Source organism: Rhodoferax sp. UBA5149 (genome assembly GCF_002413825.1).
In the GTDB taxonomy this organism is placed as follows: Bacteria; Pseudomonadota; Gammaproteobacteria; order Burkholderiales; family Burkholderiaceae_C; genus Rhodoferax.
Genome location: NZ_DHXT01000067.1, coordinates 12255 through 30515, shown reverse-complemented (window position 1 = coordinate 30515; position 18261 = coordinate 12255). Strand labels below are relative to the sequence as shown.

At 58.1% G+C, this 18261-nt stretch carries 21 protein-coding genes; 12 read left to right on the top strand and 9 right to left on the bottom strand.

Features of this window, described 5'->3' with window-relative positions; genetic code table 11:
- Positions 1-2: 2 nt before the first annotated feature.
- The 6 genes from gltA to sdhC are packed head-to-tail and all read right to left on the bottom strand — an operon-like array spanning position 3 to position 5044.
- On the bottom strand, positions 3-1313 hold the full coding sequence (gene gltA, locus B3V69_RS05565) for a citrate synthase (RefSeq protein ID WP_296444558.1): 1311 nt from the start codon (positions 1311-1313) through the stop codon (positions 3-5).
- Positions 1300-1602 (bottom strand): succinate dehydrogenase assembly factor 2, encoded by a 303-nt coding sequence (locus B3V69_RS05560; RefSeq protein WP_296444556.1) that lies wholly within the window; start codon positions 1600-1602, stop codon positions 1300-1302. The genes gltA and B3V69_RS05560 overlap by 14 nt, the downstream gene beginning before the upstream one ends.
- A 20-nt stretch (positions 1603-1622) precedes the next feature.
- Positions 1623-2327: a succinate dehydrogenase iron-sulfur subunit gene (locus tag B3V69_RS05555; protein WP_296444554.1), complete on the bottom strand. Its 705-nt coding sequence runs from the start codon at positions 2325-2327 to the stop codon at positions 1623-1625.
- Positions 2328-2352: 25 nt separating this feature from the next.
- Complete coding sequence (gene sdhA / locus B3V69_RS05550; RefSeq protein ID WP_296444553.1) at positions 2353-4149, bottom strand: succinate dehydrogenase flavoprotein subunit; 1797 nt, start codon at positions 4147-4149, stop codon at positions 2353-2355.
- Between the two features lie 29 nt (positions 4150-4178).
- Positions 4179-4544, bottom strand: a complete 366-nt coding sequence (sdhD, locus tag B3V69_RS05545) for a succinate dehydrogenase, hydrophobic membrane anchor protein (protein WP_296444550.1) — start codon at positions 4542-4544, stop codon at positions 4179-4181.
- A 56-nt stretch (positions 4545-4600) separates the two neighbouring features.
- Positions 4601-5044, bottom strand: coding sequence for a succinate dehydrogenase, cytochrome b556 subunit (gene sdhC, locus B3V69_RS05540; RefSeq protein ID WP_296444548.1), 444 nt, complete (start codon positions 5042-5044; stop codon positions 4601-4603).
- Between the two features lie 385 nt (positions 5045-5429).
- Between sdhC and B3V69_RS05535 the strand changes: the two genes are divergently transcribed.
- Positions 5430-6215, top strand: a complete 786-nt coding sequence (locus tag B3V69_RS05535) for a class I SAM-dependent methyltransferase (RefSeq protein WP_296444546.1) — start codon at positions 5430-5432, stop codon at positions 6213-6215.
- Between the two features lie 155 nt (positions 6216-6370).
- On the opposite strand, the gene B3V69_RS05530 is transcribed toward B3V69_RS05535, so the two are convergent.
- The gene (locus tag B3V69_RS05530) at positions 6371-7174 is read right to left on the bottom strand and encodes a GntR family transcriptional regulator (protein ID WP_296444544.1); all 804 of its coding nucleotides are present in this window, start codon (positions 7172-7174) and stop codon (positions 6371-6373) included.
- Positions 7175-7351: 177 nt separating this feature from the next.
- Here B3V69_RS05530 and B3V69_RS05525 point away from each other — a divergent pair, with 177 nt between their 5' ends.
- From B3V69_RS05525 to B3V69_RS05495, 7 genes are all read left to right on the top strand, one after another.
- Entirely contained in the window at positions 7352-8338 is a 987-nt protein-coding gene (locus B3V69_RS05525) for a malate dehydrogenase (protein WP_296444542.1), read from the top strand.
- Positions 8339-8364: 26 nt separating this feature from the next.
- A complete protein-coding gene (locus B3V69_RS05520; RefSeq protein WP_296444539.1) occupies positions 8365-9408 on the top strand; it encodes an HpcH/HpaI aldolase/citrate lyase family protein in 1044 nt (347 codons plus the stop codon).
- A 32-nt stretch (positions 9409-9440) separates the two neighbouring features.
- Entirely contained in the window at positions 9441-9977 is a 537-nt protein-coding gene (locus B3V69_RS05515) for a hypothetical protein (RefSeq protein ID WP_414707466.1), read from the top strand.
- Between the two features lie 64 nt (positions 9978-10041).
- The gene (gene acnB / locus B3V69_RS05510; RefSeq protein ID WP_296444537.1) at positions 10042-12639 is read left to right on the top strand and encodes a bifunctional aconitate hydratase 2/2-methylisocitrate dehydratase; all 2598 of its coding nucleotides are present in this window, start codon (positions 10042-10044) and stop codon (positions 12637-12639) included.
- Positions 12640-12759: 120 nt separating this feature from the next.
- Positions 12760-13128, top strand: coding sequence for a DMT family protein (locus B3V69_RS05505; protein ID WP_296444536.1), 369 nt, complete (start codon positions 12760-12762; stop codon positions 13126-13128).
- Between the two features lie 92 nt (positions 13129-13220).
- Positions 13221-13868, top strand: coding sequence for a DUF47 domain-containing protein (locus B3V69_RS05500; protein ID WP_296444534.1), 648 nt, complete (start codon positions 13221-13223; stop codon positions 13866-13868).
- An 11-nt stretch (positions 13869-13879) separates the two neighbouring features.
- Positions 13880-14890, top strand: a complete 1011-nt coding sequence (locus B3V69_RS05495; RefSeq protein WP_296444532.1) for an inorganic phosphate transporter — start codon at positions 13880-13882, stop codon at positions 14888-14890.
- Between the two features lie 54 nt (positions 14891-14944).
- Here the strand turns inward: B3V69_RS05495 and B3V69_RS05490 are convergent, their stop codons facing one another.
- On the bottom strand, positions 14945-15391 hold the full coding sequence (locus tag B3V69_RS05490; protein ID WP_296444530.1) for an NINE protein: 447 nt from the start codon (positions 15389-15391) through the stop codon (positions 14945-14947).
- A 6-nt stretch (positions 15392-15397) separates the two neighbouring features.
- Complete coding sequence (locus B3V69_RS05485) at positions 15398-15925, bottom strand: GNAT family N-acetyltransferase (RefSeq protein ID WP_296444528.1); 528 nt, start codon at positions 15923-15925, stop codon at positions 15398-15400.
- Between the two features lie 134 nt (positions 15926-16059).
- Between B3V69_RS05485 and rpsP the strand changes: the two genes are divergently transcribed.
- The 4 genes from rpsP (at position 16060) to rplS (ending at position 18189) form a co-directional block, all read left to right on the top strand.
- Positions 16060-16311 (top strand): 30S ribosomal protein S16, encoded by a 252-nt coding sequence (gene rpsP, locus B3V69_RS05480; protein ID WP_296444526.1) that lies wholly within the window; start codon positions 16060-16062, stop codon positions 16309-16311.
- Between the two features lie 38 nt (positions 16312-16349).
- Complete coding sequence (gene rimM, locus B3V69_RS05475) at positions 16350-16913, top strand: ribosome maturation factor RimM (protein WP_296444524.1); 564 nt, start codon at positions 16350-16352, stop codon at positions 16911-16913.
- A gap of 10 nt (positions 16914-16923) precedes the next feature.
- Positions 16924-17670, top strand: a complete 747-nt coding sequence (gene trmD, locus B3V69_RS05470) for a tRNA (guanosine(37)-N1)-methyltransferase TrmD (RefSeq protein ID WP_296444522.1) — start codon at positions 16924-16926, stop codon at positions 17668-17670.
- Positions 17671-17808: 138 nt separating this feature from the next.
- On the top strand, positions 17809-18189 hold the full coding sequence (gene rplS, locus B3V69_RS05465) for a 50S ribosomal protein L19 (protein ID WP_296444520.1): 381 nt from the start codon (positions 17809-17811) through the stop codon (positions 18187-18189).
- Positions 18190-18261: the final 72 nt, after the last annotated feature.

The following is an 18261-nucleotide window of genomic DNA, read 5'->3' as shown; positions in this document are numbered from 1 at the left end:
GTTCAGCGTTGGGAAATCGGCTGGACATCCCGCTTGACGGCGCCGGTGAACAGTTGGCGTGGGCGGCCAATCTTGTACTCGGGGTCGCCAATCATTTCGTTGAGTTGCGCAATCCAGCCGACAGTGCGCGCCAGCGCGAAGACCGCGGTGAACAGGCCCACTGGAATACCAATGGCGCGCTGCACGATGCCGGAATAGAAGTCGACGTTGGGGTAGAGCTTGCGCGACACAAAATATTCGTCTTCCAGCGCAATTTTTTCCAGTGCCATCGCCAGCTTGAACAAGGGGTCATTTTCCAGGCCGAGCGCGGCGAGAACTTCCTTGCAGGTTTCCTGCATGAGCTTGGCGCGCGGGTCATAGTTTTTGTAGACCCGGTGCCCAAAACCCATCAGCTTGACGCCGGAATTCTTGTCCTTGACCTGTTCCATGAACTGACCGACTTTGGAAATACCGCCCATTTTCTGGATGTCTTCGAGCATGTTCAGGCAGGCCTCATTGGCGCCACCATGTGCCGGACCCCATAGGCACGCGACGCCCGCAGCAATAGCCGCAAACGGGTTGGTGCCAGAACTGCCGCACAGGCGAACCGTGGACGTGGAGGCGTTTTGTTCGTGGTCAGCATGCAGCACGAAGATGCGGTCCAAGGCGCGTTCGATGACGGGGTTGACCACATATTCCTCGCACGGCGTGGCGAACATCATGTGCAGGAAGTTGCCTGCGTAACTCAGGTTGTTCTTGGGGTACATGTAAGGCTGGCCGGCACTGTACTTGTACGCCATGGCCACCAGTGTGGGCATTTTGGCAATCAGCCGGATGGCCGAGATTTCACGGTGCTCCGGGTTATTGATGTCGGTGCTGTCGTGGTAGAAGGCCGACAGTGCTCCCACCAGGCCGGTCATGATGGCCATCGGATGGGCATCACGGCGAAAGCCGCGCAGGAAGAACTGCATCTGCTCGTTCACCATGGTGTGGTTGGTTACGCGTTTGACGAAACCTGCTTTGGCCGCAACATCCGGCAGGTTCCCGTACAGCAAAAGATGACAGGTTTCCATGAAGTCGCAGTTGGTCGCCAACTGTTCAATCGGGTAGCCGCGGTACAGCAATTCACCTTTGTCGCCATCAATATAAGTGATTGCCGACTGGCAGGACGCCGTGGACAGAAAGCCTGGATCGTACGTAAACATGCCGGTTTGCGCGTACAGTTTGCGGATGTCCACGACATCCGGTCCGACGCTGCCTTGGTACACCGGCAGGTCAACGCTGGGACTGCCGTTGCTAAACGACAGGGTGGCTTTATTGTCAGCTAACTTCATTTTTTGGCCTTTCAGCGGTTTCTTTCAACATATTCAATACTTCCCGGATATCGTCACGGTCGAGTTCGGGATTCAGTTGTGCCAGAGATTTTCTTGCCAGATGCAGGTCCAGCAAGTCGTTGTCCCCGAGATCCATCAGCACGGAAAGCGCCTCGGATTGTCTGAGCGTCAGACCCGCCGCAAAGCGCTTGAAAAAGCGCTCGATGAAAAGGTCGTTTTCCAGCAAACCCCGACGACAACGCCATCTGAGTTTACTCAGTTCCCGCTCATTGATCAGTCGGTCAATCACTTGGCTGTTCCCGGACTACTTCAGACGGTTCGTCGAACCATCATTTCCTTGATCTTGCCAATCGCCTTGGTGGGATTGAGACCCTTGGGACATACGTCAACACAATTCATGATGGAGTGGCAACGGAACAGCCGGTAGGGGTCTTCCAGGTTGTCCAGTCGTTCCCCGGTGGCTTGATCCCGGCTGTCGGCGAGAAAGCGATAGGCTTGCAGAAGCCCGGCCGGACCGACGAATTTATCGGGATTCCACCAGAAGCTCGGGCAGCTTGTGGAGCAGCTTGCGCACAGAATGCACTCGTACAAACCGTTGAGCACTTCGCGTTCTTCAGGGCTTTGCAGGCGCTCCTTCTCGGGCGGCACGGTGTCGTTGATCAGATAAGGCTTGATCGAGTTGTACTGCGTGAAAAATTGGGTCATGTCCACGATCAAATCGCGGATGACCGGCAGACCTGGCAAGGGCTTGAGGACGATCGGGCCCTTGAGCGTGAGCATGTTGGTCAGGCAGGCCAGACCGTTCTTGCCGTTGATGTTCATGGCGTCGGAGCCGCAAACGCCCTCGCGGCAGGAGCGCCGGAACGAGATCGCGGGGTCGACCGCCTTGAGCTTGGTCAGGGCGTCCAGTAGCATCCGCTCGCTGCCATCGAGTTCGACATCGATGGTTTGCATATAGGGTTTGCTGTCCCGGTCCGGATCGTAGCGGTAAATATGGAAGGTGCGTTTCGCCATGTAATGTTCTCCTTGACTCACCGGATCAGAATGTACGGACTTTGGGCGGGACTGACGCGACCGTCAGCGGCTTGAGATTGACCGGCTTGTAGCTGAGACTGTTCGTGGCGCTGTGCCACAAGGTGTGCTTGAGCCAGTTCGTGTCGTCACGGCCCAATGGACAGTCGGCGTCGTCAGCCGGACGCTCATACTCCAGGACCGTGTGCGCCCCGCGACATTCATGCCGCGCTGCTGCCGAGACCATGGTGGCTTGCGCCACTTCGATCATATTGTCAACTTCAAGCGCTTCGATGCGGGCGGTGTTGAATACCTTGGACTTGTCGGCCAAGGTGATGCCACCGACGCGTTCGCGCAACTTGGCGATCTTGGCGACGCCTTCGTCCATGCTGGCCTGGGTCCGGAACACCCCGGCGTGTTGTTGCATGGTCGCGCGAATGTCGTCGGCCACGTCTTGCGCGTATTCGCCTGCGGTGGAGGATTCCAAGCGGTTTAAGCGGAGCAATGACGCATCGGCGGCATCGGCGGGCAGAGGCTTGTGGGTCTTGGTTTTACCGGCAAACTCGACGATGTGGTTGCCAGCGGCGCGGCCGAATACCAGCAGGTCGAGCAGTGAATTGGTGCCCAGGCGGTTGGCGCCGTGAACGCTGACGCAAGAACATTCACCCACGGCATAAAGGCCGTTGACGACTTCATTGACACCGTTTTTTGGCACCACGACCTGCCCGTTGATGTTGGTCGGTATGCCGCCCATCTGATAATGGTTCGTGGGGACCACGGGAATCGGTTCACGGGTGATGTCGACGTTGGCGAAGTTCACACCGATTTCATACACCGAGGGCAGGCGTTTATGGATGGTTTCGGCCCCCAGATGGTCGAGCTTGAGCAGGATGTAGTCCTTGTTGGGACCGCAGCCACGCCCTTCCTTGATTTCCTGGTCCATGCAGCGGGACACGAAGTCACGCGGGGCCAAGTCCTTCAGGGTGGGCGCATAGCGTTCCATGAAACGCTCGCCATTGCTGTTGACCAGGATGGCACCTTCGCCGCGGCAGCCCTCGGTGAGCAGCACGCCAGCACCGGCCACGCCCGTCGGGTGAAATTGCCAGAATTCCATGTCCTGCAGCGGGATGCCTGCTCGTGCCGCCAGCCCCAGGCCGTCACCGGTATTGATGAAGGCGTTGGTCGACGCGGCATAGATGCGCCCTGCGCCGCCGGTCGCCAGCAACACGGTTTTGGCTTCCAGAATGTGCAGGTCGCCGGTTTCCATTTCCAGCGCGGTCACGCCCACGACGTCACCGTCGGCGTCGCGGATCAGGTCCAGGGCCATCCATTCCACAAAGAAGTTGGTTTTGGACTTGACGTTCTGCTGATACAGGGTGTGCAGCATCGCATGACCGGTGCGATCGGCCGCCGCGCAGGCGCGCTGCACCGGCTTCTCGCCGTAGTTGGCAGTGTGGCCACCGAACGGACGCTGGTAAATTGTGCCGTCGGGGTTGCGGTCGAACGGCATGCCCATGTGCTCCAGGTCGTAAACGACATTGGACGCTTCGCGGCACATGAATTCAATCGCATCCTGGTCGCCGAGCCAGTCGGAGCCCTTGATGGTGTCGTAGAAGTGATAGTGCCAGTTGTCTTCCGACATGTTGCCCAGCGAGGCGCCGATGCCGCCTTGCGCCGCCACCGTGTGCGACCGTGTGGGAAACACCTTGGACAGGACCGCGACGTTGAGTCCTGCATTTGCCAACTGCAGCGAGGCGCGCATGCCAGAGCCACCGGCCCCCACAATGACGACGTCAAATTTTCGTTTGGTTACGGAATAAGTCATTAAATTTCAGCCTTGGAAGTAAAGTGGGTTCAAAGACGCCACAGGACTTGAACAGCCCAGCCGGCACATCCGACCAGCCACGCGATGAAAAAGACCTGCAAGGACAGGCGAATCGACATCGGCTTTGCATAGTCCATCAAGATTTCGCGAATACCCACCCAAGCGTGGTAGAGCAGGGCAAGGATGACGGTGAAGGTGATTACTTTCATCCACTGCGTGGAAAAAATACCGGCCCACTTGTCGTAGCCCATGCTGCCCTTGGTGAAGATCACCTGGGCCAGCACGATCACGGTAAAGAGGGCCATCAGAACGCCCGTAACGAGTTGGCTGAGCCAATCGCGCAGACCGTAGTGCGCGCCAACGACCAGACGCTTGGAGCCATAGTTAACAGACATGGTCAATTCCTAGTGAGATGAAAAGAAGGCTGGTTGAACCGCAACCAGTGTTGGGTTCAATAGAGTCCGAACAGCTTCGCGCCAAGTACGGCGGTCAGGCCCAGGGCCAGCAGCAGGGTCAGCACGGCCGACTTGCGCCCTGCTTCCTTGCTCGACATGTGGGTGGTCTCCATCCAGACATTGCGCAGACCCGCAAAGAAGTGGTGCAAGTAGGCCCACATCAGCCCCAGCGCGACCAGCTTCATGAACCATCCTGGCACAAATCCAAGACCCGCACTGAATGCGGATGTGAAGTGTGCAAAGGAAATTTCCGAACTGATCGAGGCGTCAAACATCCAGATGGTGAAGGGCATCAGCAAGACCATGATGAGGCCGCTGAAGCGGTGCATGCCCGAGACCATCGAGGCCAGTGGCCACCGGTAGGTTGGAAGGTCTTTGAATGCGTTGATATTGCGGAATTCGGGACGCTTCTTGACCACGGTTGTTGCTAATTCGGACATACTTGGCTTTCTATGTTTTGAGTAACTGCTTCGTAACCAGCAAAAGCAGGTTGCGTCATTCTATTGCAACGCAGCATCCATCTTTGCCTGTGCAAGCTACTCCGGAATGTTTTTCGGAAAAGTTTGTTTTATGTCACTTGAAGGTCTTACGGTCACTCTGCACGAGGCGGACTTGGAGGTTCAGGGAGGCGCCTTGACTGCCTGCCAGGCTGGTTGCGGATACACGCTGGCCGTCGCGAATGTGACCAAGCTCAAACCTGTGTGGCCTCGTCCAGTGGCGAGTGAAGTCGAGGACGCAGCCAAGATCGACTGAAATATTGACTTGACTCAAGTGTTCAGTCTAGCCTACCCTTTAGACTTGCGCATCAATTTAGGAGTAATGCCAATGGAACGCAATGTAGACTCTTCGGTGACTTGGGGGGTATTTGAACAAAGGGAAGAACACCGCCGCTCGCTTTTTTCGAACGTGTGGTCACAGTTGGTTCCCAAGGTATTCAAGGATGTTCCTAAATACTATCGCCCGGGAAACATCGTCGCGAGTTTGGGTCTGTGGGAGTTGTGGGTCTGGCAGTTCGTGAGAACGATTGCACTGCGTCCGCATTACCAGGTTCTCGATGTCTGCGCGGGAACCAATGATGTGGGGGTCAGGCTGCTGAAAAAAGAGCCCGGCATTTCCGTCACCGCTATTGACCGCAGTGCGGAAATGCAGGAGGAGGGACAGTGCAGGGCCAAAAAGAATGGCCTGCACATCGCCAGCATCATTCACGATGTTCATGTACTACCTTTTCCGGACAACTCATTCGACGTGATCACGTTGCAGGCTGCATCGCGTCATCTGCAACTGGACAAGGTGCTGCCCGAAATTCTTCGCGTGCTCAAGCCGGGCGGATTCTTCTATCACTGTGACATGCTGAAGCCGACCAACCCGATTGTCGAATGGTTCTATCTACGTTTTTTGCGCGTTTCCGTTTTCTTGACATCGCTGATCTTCGGATCGACCGAGGCATCCCGAGGCTGCGGCGGCTATTTCAGTGACGCAATCCATCATTTCTATACCCCGGAAGAGTTGTCCGGCGTGCTGAAACTTATTGGGTTTGCGAACGTCAGCTGCAAGAAAAGCATCTGGGGCGGCATGGTGGGATTTCACGCGGCACAAAAAGCCCCGGCCTAGTGGTTCATGCCGGACCGCACGGATAGGAAATTCAATTTCTTCCGTTGCGGTGCCGCCTTGAGGCGCGCTGCGAGCCGCGCGTTGCCAGTTGACGCGCCGGTCATTTTTTTGGATTTAGCGGGTTAGCGAAGCCTTGTTGCTTTTGAACGCGCCGTTCAGCTCAAGGTGTTGTGGTAATGATGGGTATCGGTACGGTAGTAGCCACGCCGGAGTTCCATGGGGACATCCTTGTACGTGAAGGCGATCCGCTCCACGCTTAGCAAGGGTGTTCCATGCGCTACTTTCAATAGTTGCTCCAGCCCGTCGGTGGCAGGTTCCGCGCGTATTTTTTCCTCCGCGCGAACCATGTGCACATTGAAATCAGTCTCAAACAAAGCGTATGTCGGGCCGTGGTAGTTGGCCAGTCGTTCCGCCGTCAAGCCTTTGAACGGGGCCGCGGGCAGCCAGATGTCTTCCAATATTGTGGGCGTGCCGGCAAAACTCAATACGCGGCGCGCTTGCAGTACTGCGTCCCCGGTGCGTAGCGCCAAGGCGCGTGCCACGTCGGCGCTGGCGCGGGCGCGCCGGCATTCAATAATGTCACGCTGGGCCGGGCCTTCGCTGCCCGGGGGGCCGCTGTCGGGGACCAGCTTCAGGAATCGAAACTGTACATATTGAGCGGCATGGGTCGCCACAAAGGTGCCTTTGCCTTGCCGTCGCACGAGCAAATTCTCGGCAGCGAGCTCATCGATGGCCTTGCGTACCGTGCCCTGGCTGACGCGAAAGCGCGCTGCCAGTTCCATTTCGCTGGGAATCACCTCGCCCGGCTTCCATTCGCCTAAACGCAAGCCGTTCAGTATCAGGCCCTTGATCTGCTGGTACAGCGGGCTGAACGCCGGGGTCACCGGCGCACTGGCGAGCACGCTGCTGTCGGCGCCTGCAAAGACGTTTCCAGTTGAAGAGACGGGTGTTTGTGACATGGTGGTTTGATCCCGTACAAGCAGCGGGGACAAGCCGAATCATATCTTATATAAGACATAAGACAATTTGACGACTCAGGGTTTTCCAGAGTAAACTCGACGCGCATTCTGTGGGGCTCAGGCAACTGTGAAGAGCCGCCACCGGTACCCGTTTCACAACACTTCTGGAGTCTCACCATGAGCAAAAAGCCCGTCCGCGTCGCCGTTACCGGTGCAGCTGGTCAAATTGGTTACGCAATCCTGTTCCGCATCGCCTCCGGTGAAATGCTGGGCAAAGACCAACCCGTGATTTTGCAATTGCTGGAAGTTCCCATGGAGAAACCCCAGCAAGCGCTGCAAGGCGTGATGATGGAACTGCAAGACTGTGCTTTCCCGCTGCTGGTCGGCATGGAAGCCCATGGCGATCCGATGACGGCGTTCAAAGATGTCGATTACGCCTTGCTGATTGGTTCGCGCCCCCGTGGCCCCGGCATGGAACGCGCAGAATTGCTGGCGGTCAACGCTGAAATTTTCACGGCGCAAGGCAAGGCCCTCAACGCCGTGGCAAGCCGCAATGTCAAGGTGCTGGTGGTCGGTAATCCCGCCAATACCAATGCCTACATCGCCATGAAGAGCGCGCCCGAGCTGCCACGCAAGAACTTCACCGCCATGCTGCGTTTGGACCATAACCGCGCCTTGAGCCAGATCGCCAGCAAGACTGGCAAAGCGGTCGCCGATATCGAGAAATTGGTGGTGTGGGGCAACCATTCGCCCACCATGTACGCCGACTACCGCTTTGCCACCATTGGCGGTGCCAGTGTCAAGGACATGATCAACGACCAGGACTGGAACGCCAACACCTTCCTGCCCACGGTGGGCAAGCGCGGCGCGGCCATCATTGCTGCGCGTGGCGTGTCGTCGGCGGCTTCTGCTGCCAACGCGGCGATTGATCACATGCACGACTGGGCGCTGGGCACGGACGGCAAGTGGGTCACCATGGGGATTCCCTCGGATGGTCAGTACGGCATCCCCAAGGACACCATGTTCGGCTTTGCCGTGACCTGCTCGGGTGGCGAATACACGGTGGTTCAAGATCTGCCGATTGACGCGTTCAGTCAGGAATGCATCAACAAGACCCTGAAAGAATTGCAAGACGAGCAAGCCGGCGTCGCCCATCTGCTGTAATTTCCGAGGCAAAAAGAGTCCGGTTTGTGAGGCATCCACGCGACGTTCTGCTCGGCACCAAGGTTGCTGCACCCTTGCCGGTGTGCGACCACTACAGCGGCGTGGAGGCGCGGATGCGCAAGAGCCTGGCTCTGCAGGCTGACCTGTCCGAAGAGTTCGGTGCCTGTGTGTTCGATGTGACGCTGGACTGTGAGGATGGCGCTCCGGTGGGGGGTGAAAGAGACCATGCCAATATGGTTGCAGCCCTCGCTAATCAAGCGCAGTCAGCTACGAAAAGAGTAGCAAACAGCGTGCTGCCCCGTGTTGCGGTGCGGGTCCACCCGGTGGACCATCCGGCCTTCGAGCAGGACTTGGACATTATCGTGGGCGGCGCGGCCGCCGCCTTGTGCCACCTGATGATTCCCAAAGTCGAAACGGTGGCAGACGTCGATCGGGCGGTGCGGTGGGTGGATCAGGCAGCCGCCAAATCCGGACGAACCCACACCTTGCCCTTGCATGTGCTGATTGAGTCGCCTGGTGCCGTGCACCGCGCCTTCGAGATTGCGGCGCATCCCCGGGTGCAGTCACTCAGTTTTGGTTTGATGGACTTTGTATCCAGCCACGGTGGCGCGATTCCCGCCAGCGCCATGGGTATCCAGGCCGGCGAGAGCGACGCTGGACTGGACCAGTTTTCCCATCCGCTGGTGCTTCGTGCCAAGCTGGAAATCGCGTCGGCCTGCCACGCCCATGGCAAAGTGCCCGCCCACTGCGTCGTGACTGAATTCCGTGACGCTGGCACCGTGCGGGCCGCGGCCAGCCGGGCTTCCCGTGCATTGGGCTACACGCGGATGTGGAGCATTCACCCGGATCAGATCCGACCGATACTGGAGGCCTTCGCACCCGCGGCGCACGAGATTGATCTTGCAGCGGAGATATTGGTAACTGCCGGTAAGGCAGATTGGGCGCCGATCTCTTTTGGCGGAAAATTGCACGACCGTGCGAGTTACCGCTATTTTTGGCAGGTGCTGGAACGGGCGCACCAAACGGGCAGGCCTCTTCCCGACGAGGCTCGGACCTATTTTTCGGCTTGATATTGGCTCCCTGCCGCTGACTGAGACTACCCATGATGAAAAAACTTCTTGCATCTGTTTTCCTGATCGTGGTGCCCGTCGCACTGTGGGCACAAACGCCTGTCAAAGCGGCTAGCAAGGCCAAGCATTTACCCGCCAGTCGGGTCGAAATCAACACCACGGCCAATCAGATGGCGTCCGGTATCGAGGCGGCAGAAGTCGCCCTGACGCCGGTCGAACTGGCTATTGCGCAGCTCGTGTACCAGGGCAAGTTGCCGTGCGAACTGGGCGCTTTTGTCACCCTGACGGCAGACGTCAAAGCGCCGGGCTACTTCGATGTGCAGATCAAGAGTCGGAAATTCCGCATGTTCCCGGTTGAAACCAGCACCGGTGCCATCCGGCTGGAGGACCATCGGGCCGGGGCTGTGTGGTTGCAGTTGGCCAACAAGTCCATGCTGATGGATCAGAAATTGGGCAAGCGGCTGGCCGATGTCTGCGTGAGCCCGGATCAGGCCGTGATGGCCGAGATACTGATCAAGAACCCGCCGCCCAGCGTGCTCGATGCGCCAGCGGCGATTGCTACTAAATAAATAGCACGTCCAGCCCATTGATAGAGGACTGGAACCATTTTTGTTGATATAGAAGGAGTTGACCATGTTGCAGACCTACCGTGCCCACGTCGCCGAGCGCGCCGCCCTCGGCATTCCCCCCTTACCCCTGTCTGCCAAACAGACCGGCGAGCTCATCGAGCTGCTGAAAAACCCACCCCAAGGTGAAGAAGCCACATTGGTGGACCTGATCACGCACCGCGTGCCGGCCGGTGTGGATGACGCGGCCAAGGTCAAGGCCAGCTATCTGGCCGCTGTGGCCCATGGCACTGAAAAATGCCCGCTGATGTCGCGTGAAAAGGCAACGGAACTGCTGGGCACCATGCTCGGTGGCTACAACATCAGTCCGCTGGTGGATTTGCTGGACGACGCCGTCGTGGCTGAAGTGGCTGCGAAGGGGTTGAAGAAAACCCTGTTGATGTTCGACCAGTTCCATGACGTCAAGGAAAAAGCCGACAAGGGCAACGCCCACGCCAAAGCCGTGCTGCAAAGCTGGGCTGATGCCGAGTGGTTCACCTCGCGCCCCGAGGTGCCGCAGTCGATCACGCTGACCGTGTTCAAAGTCGAAGGCGAGATCAATACCGACGACCTGTCGCCCGCGCCGGACGCCTTCAGTCGCCCCGACATTCCGATGCACGCCCTGGCGATGCACAAGAACGCACGTCCCGGCATCGTTCCGGAAGAAGACGGCAAGCGTGGCCCGGTCAAGTTCTTTGACGAACTCAAAGCCAAGGGCAATCTGGTCGCCTACGTCGGCGACGTGGTCGGCACCGGTTCCTCGCGTAAGTCAGCCACCAACTCGGTGCTCTGGTTTACTGGTGAAGACATTCCGTTCGTGCCGAACAAGCGTTTTGGCGGCGTCTGTCTGGGTGGCAAGATTGCCCCGATTTTTTACAACACCATGGAAGACTCGGGTGCCCTGCCGATCGAGCTCGACGTGAGCGCCATGAACATGGGCGACGTGGTGGAGCTGCGTCCCTACGACGGCAAAGCGCTGAAAGACGGCAAGGTGATTGCCGAGTTCAAGGTCAAGAGCGCGGTGCTGTTTGATGAAGTTCGCGCCGGTGGCCGCATTCCCCTGATCATTGGCCGGGGCCTGACCGGCAAGGCGCGCGAGGCGCTGGGCTTGCCCGTCAGCACCTTGTTCCGTCTGCCGCAAAACCCGGTCGATACCCACAAGGGTTTCACGCTGGCGCAAAAAATGGTCGGTCGTGCCTGCGGTTTGCCAGAAGGCCAGGGCGTTCGTCCCGGCACCTATTGCGAGCCGAAGATGACCAGCGTGGGTTCGCAGGACACCACCGGTCCGATGACCCGTGATGAGTTGAAAGACTTGGCCTGCCTGGGCTTCAGTGCCGACCTGGTGATGCAGTCGTTCTGTCACACCGCTGCGTATCCGAAGCCGGTGGACGTGAAGATGCACCACGAGTTGCCTGAGTTCATGAGCACGCGCGGTGGTGTTCCGCTGCGCCCCGGTGATGGCATCATTCACAGCTGGCTCAACCGCATGTTGCTGCCCGATACCGTGGGCACCGGCGGCGACAGCCACACCCGCTTCCCGATTGGCATCAGCTTCCCCGCCGGCTCTGGCCTCGTCGCGTTTGGGGCCGCCACCGGCGTGATGCCGCTGGACATGCCTGAGAGCGTGCTGGTGCGCTTCAAAGGCAAGCTGCAGCCCGGTATCACCCTGCGCGATCTGGTCAACGCCATTCCTCTTTATGCTATCAAGGCCGGTCTTTTGACCGTGGCCAAACAGGGCAAGAAAAACATCTTCTCCGGTCGCATCCTGGAAATTGAAGGCCTGCCTGATCTCAAGGTCGAACAGGCGTTTGAGCTGAGCGACGCGTCGGCCGAGCGCAGCGCTGGCGGTTGTACCGTGCACCTGAACAAAGAACCGATCATCGAATACATCACCAGCAACATCACGATGCTGAAATGGATGATTGCCACCGGTTACTCCGACGTGCGCACCATCAATCGCCGCATCAAGGCGATGGAGGCCTGGCTGGCCGATCCGCAGTTGCTCAAGGGCGATGCCGATGCGGAATATGCTGCCGTGATCGAGATTGACCTGGCGGATATTCACGAGCCTATCGTGGCCTGCCCGAACGATCCGGATGATGTGAAAACATTGTCCGACGTCGCCGGCGCCAAGATCGAGGAGGTTTTCATCGGCTCCTGCATGACCAACATCGGCCACTTCCGCGCCGCCTCCAAGCTGTTGGAAAACAAGCGCGATATCCCGGTCAAGCTGTGGATGGCGCCGCCCACCAAGATGGACGCCAAGCAGCTGAGCGAAGAAGGCCATTACGGCGTGCTGGGCGCTGCCGGTGCGCGCATGGAAATGCCGGGTTGCAGCTTGTGCATGGGCAACCAGGCGCAGGTGAAAGAGGGCGCGACCGTGTTCTCCACAAGCACCCGCAACTTCCCGAATCGTCTGGGCAAGAACAGCTTTGTGTACTTGGGTAGCGCCGAGCTGGCGGCCATCTGTTCCAAGCTGGGGCGCATCCCGACCAAAGCCGAGTACATGGCTGACATGGGCGTGCTGACGGCGGCCAGCGACAAAATCTACCAGTATCTCAATTTCGACAAGGTGCAGGACTACACGGACGCTGCCGCTTCCGTCAAGGACAGTGCCGCGGTTTAACTAACTCCGAAGCGGCCCGGTACCGGTTGGGTACGGCTTCTTCAAGGCGCCCCGCAACCCAGGCTGCGGGGCGCTTTTTCGTTTCAGGAACGGGACGAGTGGTACGGGATAATTGACGTCATGAACGCGCTTCAATCCATGCCCCTGTTCTTGCAGACCATCGTGTTGCTGGTTGGCAGCAATATCTTCATGACTTTTGCCTGGTATGGGCATCTGAAAAACCTGGCCACGGCGCCCTGGTACATCGCGGCACTCGTGAGCTGGGGCATTGCGCTGTTTGAGTATGCGCTGCAGGTGCCGGCCAACCGCATTGGCTTTCAGCAAGCTGGTTTCAGCGTCGGACAGCTCAAGATTGTGCAGGAGGTCATTACGCTCGCTGTATTTGTGCCGTTCGCCATGATCTACCTCAAAGAACCGTTCAAATTGGACTATTTGTGGGCGGCGTTTTGCATGGTGGGCGCGGTGTTTTTTATTTTTCGCAGCGCCTGAATTTCGGGGCCTTGACCCGCAGATCGGGCGGTTAAACTTCGCGCTGTCTTGATGCCGTCAAATATTTGACATGTTCCCTTGAGGAGTCCGCCATGATTTTTGGCAAGTTGTTGCCGCGCGAAGGCAACTTTTTTGAAATGTTCAACCAGCATGCGGACCGTATCGTCGAGGCGGCCCATGCGTTTTCCAAGCTGGTTGCCAACTACAGCGATCTTCACCTGCGTCAAAAGTACAACCAGGACGTGGACAACGCGGAGCGCGCCGCAGACCGGGTGACGCACGACGTGAACAAGGCGATTCACATCACCTTCATCACACCGATCGACCGCGAGCAAATTCACTCGCTCATCAACACCATGGACGACATCGCCGATCTGATTCAGGACTCGGCCGAGACCATGGCACTGTATGACGTGCATCACATGACCGACGACATCACGCGCCTGACCGATCTGAGCGTGAAATGCTGCGAGCGGGTGCGCGACGCCGTGACCCTGCTGTCCAAAATTGCCGACCCGGCGACGGCGGCGGCGGCCCTCAAAACCTGTGAAGAGATCGACCAGCTTGAGTCCGACGCGGATCGTGTCATGCGCAGCGCCATGAGTAAACTTTTTCGGGAAGAACCGGATGTACGCGAAGTGATCAAGCTCAAGGCGATTTACGAATTGTTGGAGACCATTACCGACAAGTGCGAGGACGTCGCCAACATCATCGAGGGCATTGTCCTCGAGAACTCCTGAGGCGTCCCGTCATGACATCGGTGCAGGTGGAATTGTGGGTGGTGGTGCTGCTGGTGGCGCTGGCGCTGGTGTTCGATTTCATGAACGGGTTTCATGACGCGGCGAACTCGATCGCGACGGTGGTGTCCACCGGCGTGCTCAAGCCGGGCCAGGCGGTGTTGTTTGCTGCAGTCTTCAATTTCATTGCAATCTTCATTTTTCAATTGGGTGTGGCGGCCACCATCGGCAAGGGGCTGGCCCAGCCTGGCGTGGTCGACGTGCACGTCGTTTTTGGGGCACTTATCGGCGCCATCAGCTGGAATTTCATTACCTGGTACTACGGCATTCCCAGCAGCTCGTCACATGCGTTGATCGGCGGCATTGTGGGTGCGGTCATGTCCAAAGCAGGCGCGTCGGCGCTGATCTTTTCCAGCGTGACGAAGACCGTGGTTTTCATTTTTGTGTCACCCCTGATGGGATTTTTGCTGGGGTCTTTGATGCTGATCGGGGTGTCCTGGACGTTTCGCCGCAGCACCCCCAGCCGCGTTGACCGGTGGTTTCGTCGTCTGCAACTGGTGTCGGCCGGTGCCTACAGTCTGGGCCACGGCGGCAATGACGCGCAGAAAACAATCGGCATAGTCTGGATGCTGCTGATCGCCACCGGCTACACCGCAGTGGGCGACAAATTTCCGCCCACCTGGGTTGTGTTGAGCTGTTACACGGCGATCTCGCTAGGCACCTTGTTTGGTGGCTGGCGCATTGTGAAAACCATGGGGCAAAGGCTCACCAAGCTCAAGCCGGTAGACGGGTTTTGCGCTGAAACGGGGGGCGCCATCACGCTCTTTACGGCCGCCATTCTGGGCATTCCGGTCTCGACCACGCACACCATCACCGGGGCGATCGTGGGGGTCGGGGCCACCCGGCGTGCCAGCGCCGTGCGCTGGGGCGTGGCGGGCAACATCGTCTGGGCCTGGATTTTCACGATTCCGGCCACTGCCTTCGTCGCCGCGATAGCCTACTGGGTCAGTTTTCAGGTTTTTTGACGCTATAAAAAATATAGCGTATTGCGCCCAATCCATGAGGGCTGCAGGCCAATTTCATTGAGAAATCTTGTGCGCCTCTTCAATCTGGTATTCGAAGTAACGCTGAAAACTGAACGCAATGCTGCTCATCAGCACCGTGGTGCCCACCAGCAGGGCCAACGCAATCGCGCCAATGGTGAACCAGTTGGTCTGGCCGGGTGCGGCATCCGGCGCGGCTGACGAGTTGAACCGGACGTTCCATTTTTCGGGCGTCATCAACCCGTAGACGATGGCGGTCAGGGCGCAGCAGGCGATGGTAAAACCCAAGAGCGGGATCAACACCCAACTCCACTGATCGTCCATGCCATTTTTTTGCACCCGTTCAATGCCGTACAGGCCCAAGGCGGTGGGGAGGGGCAGCAGCCACCCCAGCAGGTCACCCATGCCATGCAAATAAAAGCGATGCAGTCCCAAGGGACCGCCGATGAACGCCAGCCAGACGGCGATGGTTTTGTTTTTCATGAATGCCTATGATTGTTGCGGGGCGCTGGTGTCGCCCAAGCCTAGGGCTTTGTCCATCATGACCACGTCCCGCCATTGATTAAATTTCCAACCACAGGATTTTAGAACCCCCACATGGGAAAACCCGACCGACCGGTGGACCGCGATGGATCCGGTGTTGGCCGAGTCGCCAATGACCGCGATCAATTTTCGCACGCCGGCTTTTTCGGCCTGTGTCGCGAGCTCCGACAGCAGCGCCCGCCCGAGGCCTTGGCCTTGCGCGTCGGGGGCCATGTAGATCGAGTCTTCAGCCGAGAATCGGTAGGCCGGGCGCGGCTTGAACCCATTGCAATAGGCAAAGCCCAGCACCGTATCACCGTCGCTTGCCACCAGATAGGGCAGACCTTTGGCCAGCACGTCCGCACGGCGGTTGGCCATGTCGCTTGGGGCGGGAGACTCAAGCTCGAAAGTGCCGGTACCCGTGAGCACATGGTGCGCGTAAATGGCAGTAATGGCCGGAATGTCATCCGGTTGGCTGGGGCGAATAATGGGCATAAAAATAGGAAACGTTATAATGGAGGGCTATTCAGTGTGCCGCTGGCCGGGTGGTCATGTTGCGTGTCTCAAACGCTGGATTGAGTGTTGAATTAAATGGTGGAATTAAAACTCCGCCACCCAAAGGATAAATCATGGTCGTCATTCGACTCGCCCGTGGCGGTGCAAAAGCACGCCCGTTCTTCAATATTGTTGTTGCTGACAAGCGTACCCGTCGTGACGGCCGCTTCATCGAGCGCATTGGTTTTTACAACCCGATTGCGACCGTCAATGAAGAGAGCATCCGCATTGCACAGGACCGCTTGACCTACTGGAAAAGCGTCGGCGCCCAGGCCTCTCCCACCGTGGAACGCCTGATCAATCAAGCTGCAAAGAAAGCGGCTTGATTGCCAAAACAATCAAGCAAGCGGCCTGACTTTTTGTGATGTTGCCCGGTCTCGAAGCTGCCGATCTACCGGCGGATGCCATCGAAGTCGGGCGCATCGCCGATGCCTGGGGCATCAAAGGCTGGTTCAAGGTCCTGCCGCACAGCGCCGATCCCGAGGCGCTTTTTTCTTCCAAGCGCTGGTTTCTGATGCCGTCCGAGCGGGGTGCAAAAACCTTTTCCGGCGTCGCCAAACTGGCCATCACGGAAGCCAAGATTCACTCCAATACGGTGGTTGCTTGCGCCCGCGAGGTCGATGATCGCACGGCGGCCGAAGCCTTGCGCGGCGCCCGCATTTTTGTGTCGCGCTCCAGTTTTCCAACGGCTGAAAAAGACGAGTACTACTGGGTGGACCTGATTGGTCTGGATGTCGTCAACCGTGAAGGTGTGGCGCTGGGGACGGTCAAGGAATTGCTATCAACGGGTGCGCAAACCGTGTTGGTGATGGACTTCGTGCAGGATGGCAAGACACAGGAGCGCATGATTCCTTTTGTGTCGGTCTATATTGACAACGTTGACTTGCCCGGCCGGCGCATTCTGGTGGACTGGCAAGCCGATTTCTGAGCGTCGCCTCATGCGCTTCGACATCGTCACGCTTTTTCCCGAATTGTTCGCGCCGCTGTTGGCCAGCGGCATCACGCGACGCGCGTTTGAGTCCGGCCAGGTCGAGGTCAATTTGGCCAATCCGCGCGATTTTGCCGAAGGCAATTACAAGCGTGTGGATGATCGCCCTTTTGGCGGCGGCCCCGGTATGGTCATGCTGGCCGAGCCCCTGACGCTATGCCTGAAAAACATTCAGACACAGCGAACCGATGAGGCACCGGTCGTTCTTTTTTCCCCCGCAGGCCAGCCGCTCAACCATGCCATGGTGGCGCGTTGGGCCGACAGCCAGGGTGCCGTTTTGATTTGTGGCCGTTACGAGGGAATTGACCAGCGTTTCATTGATGAACACGTGACCGAACAGATCAGTCTGGGCGACTTCGTGCTGTCGGGCGGCGAAATCGCCGCCATGGCCTTGCTGGACGCGGTGGCCCGCCTGCAGCCGGGGGTGTTGAATACCGCTGACAGCCATCAGCAGGACAGTTTCAATCCGGCACTGGATGGCTTGCTGGATTGCCCGCACTACACCCGTCCCGAGAACTGGTCGGGCAGGGCGGTGCCGGAGGTGCTGATGTCGGGCCACCATGCGCAGATTGAGCGCTGGCGGCGCGAGCAGCGGCTGGCGCTCACTTGGCGTCTGCGGCCGGAGTTGATAGACCAGGCGCGACAGGACGGACGCTTGAGTCCCGGGGACGAAGCCTTTCTCGCCAGACCGGCCTGACGGTTGGTTTGAGGCCTGACGTTCGATCAGGCTATAATTGAAGGCTTACCGATCCTCTGGCCGGCCGTTTCTCTGTGTTTCAGCGAAGCTTTTGTGTCAATCCCGACGCTGGTGTTGCCAAGATCATTGAAGGAAATCATGAATCTGATTCAAATTCTTGAGCAGGAAGAAATTGCTCGTCTCGGGAAAGTCATTCCCGAATTCTCGCCCGGTGACACGGTTGTTGTGAGCGTGAACGTGGTTGAAGGTACGCGCAAACGCGTGCAGGCCTACGAAGGCGTTGTGATTGCCAAGCGCAATCGCGGCCTCAACAGCGGCTTCATTGTTCGCAAAATCTCCAGTGGCGAAGGTGTCGAGCGTACGTTCCAGACCTACAGCCCGCTGATCGCAGGCATCGAAGTCAAACGTCGTGGCGATGTGCGTCGTGCCAAGCTGTACTACCTGCGTGACCGCAGCGGCAAGTCGGCTCGTATCAAAGAAAAATTGCCAGCCAAGAAAATCAAAACCGCCGCCGTATAAAGCGAGCCGTGTTGTAAAAAAACCGCCCTGGCTGATGCTTGTGGCGGTTTTTTTATTTATGGTTGGACATTT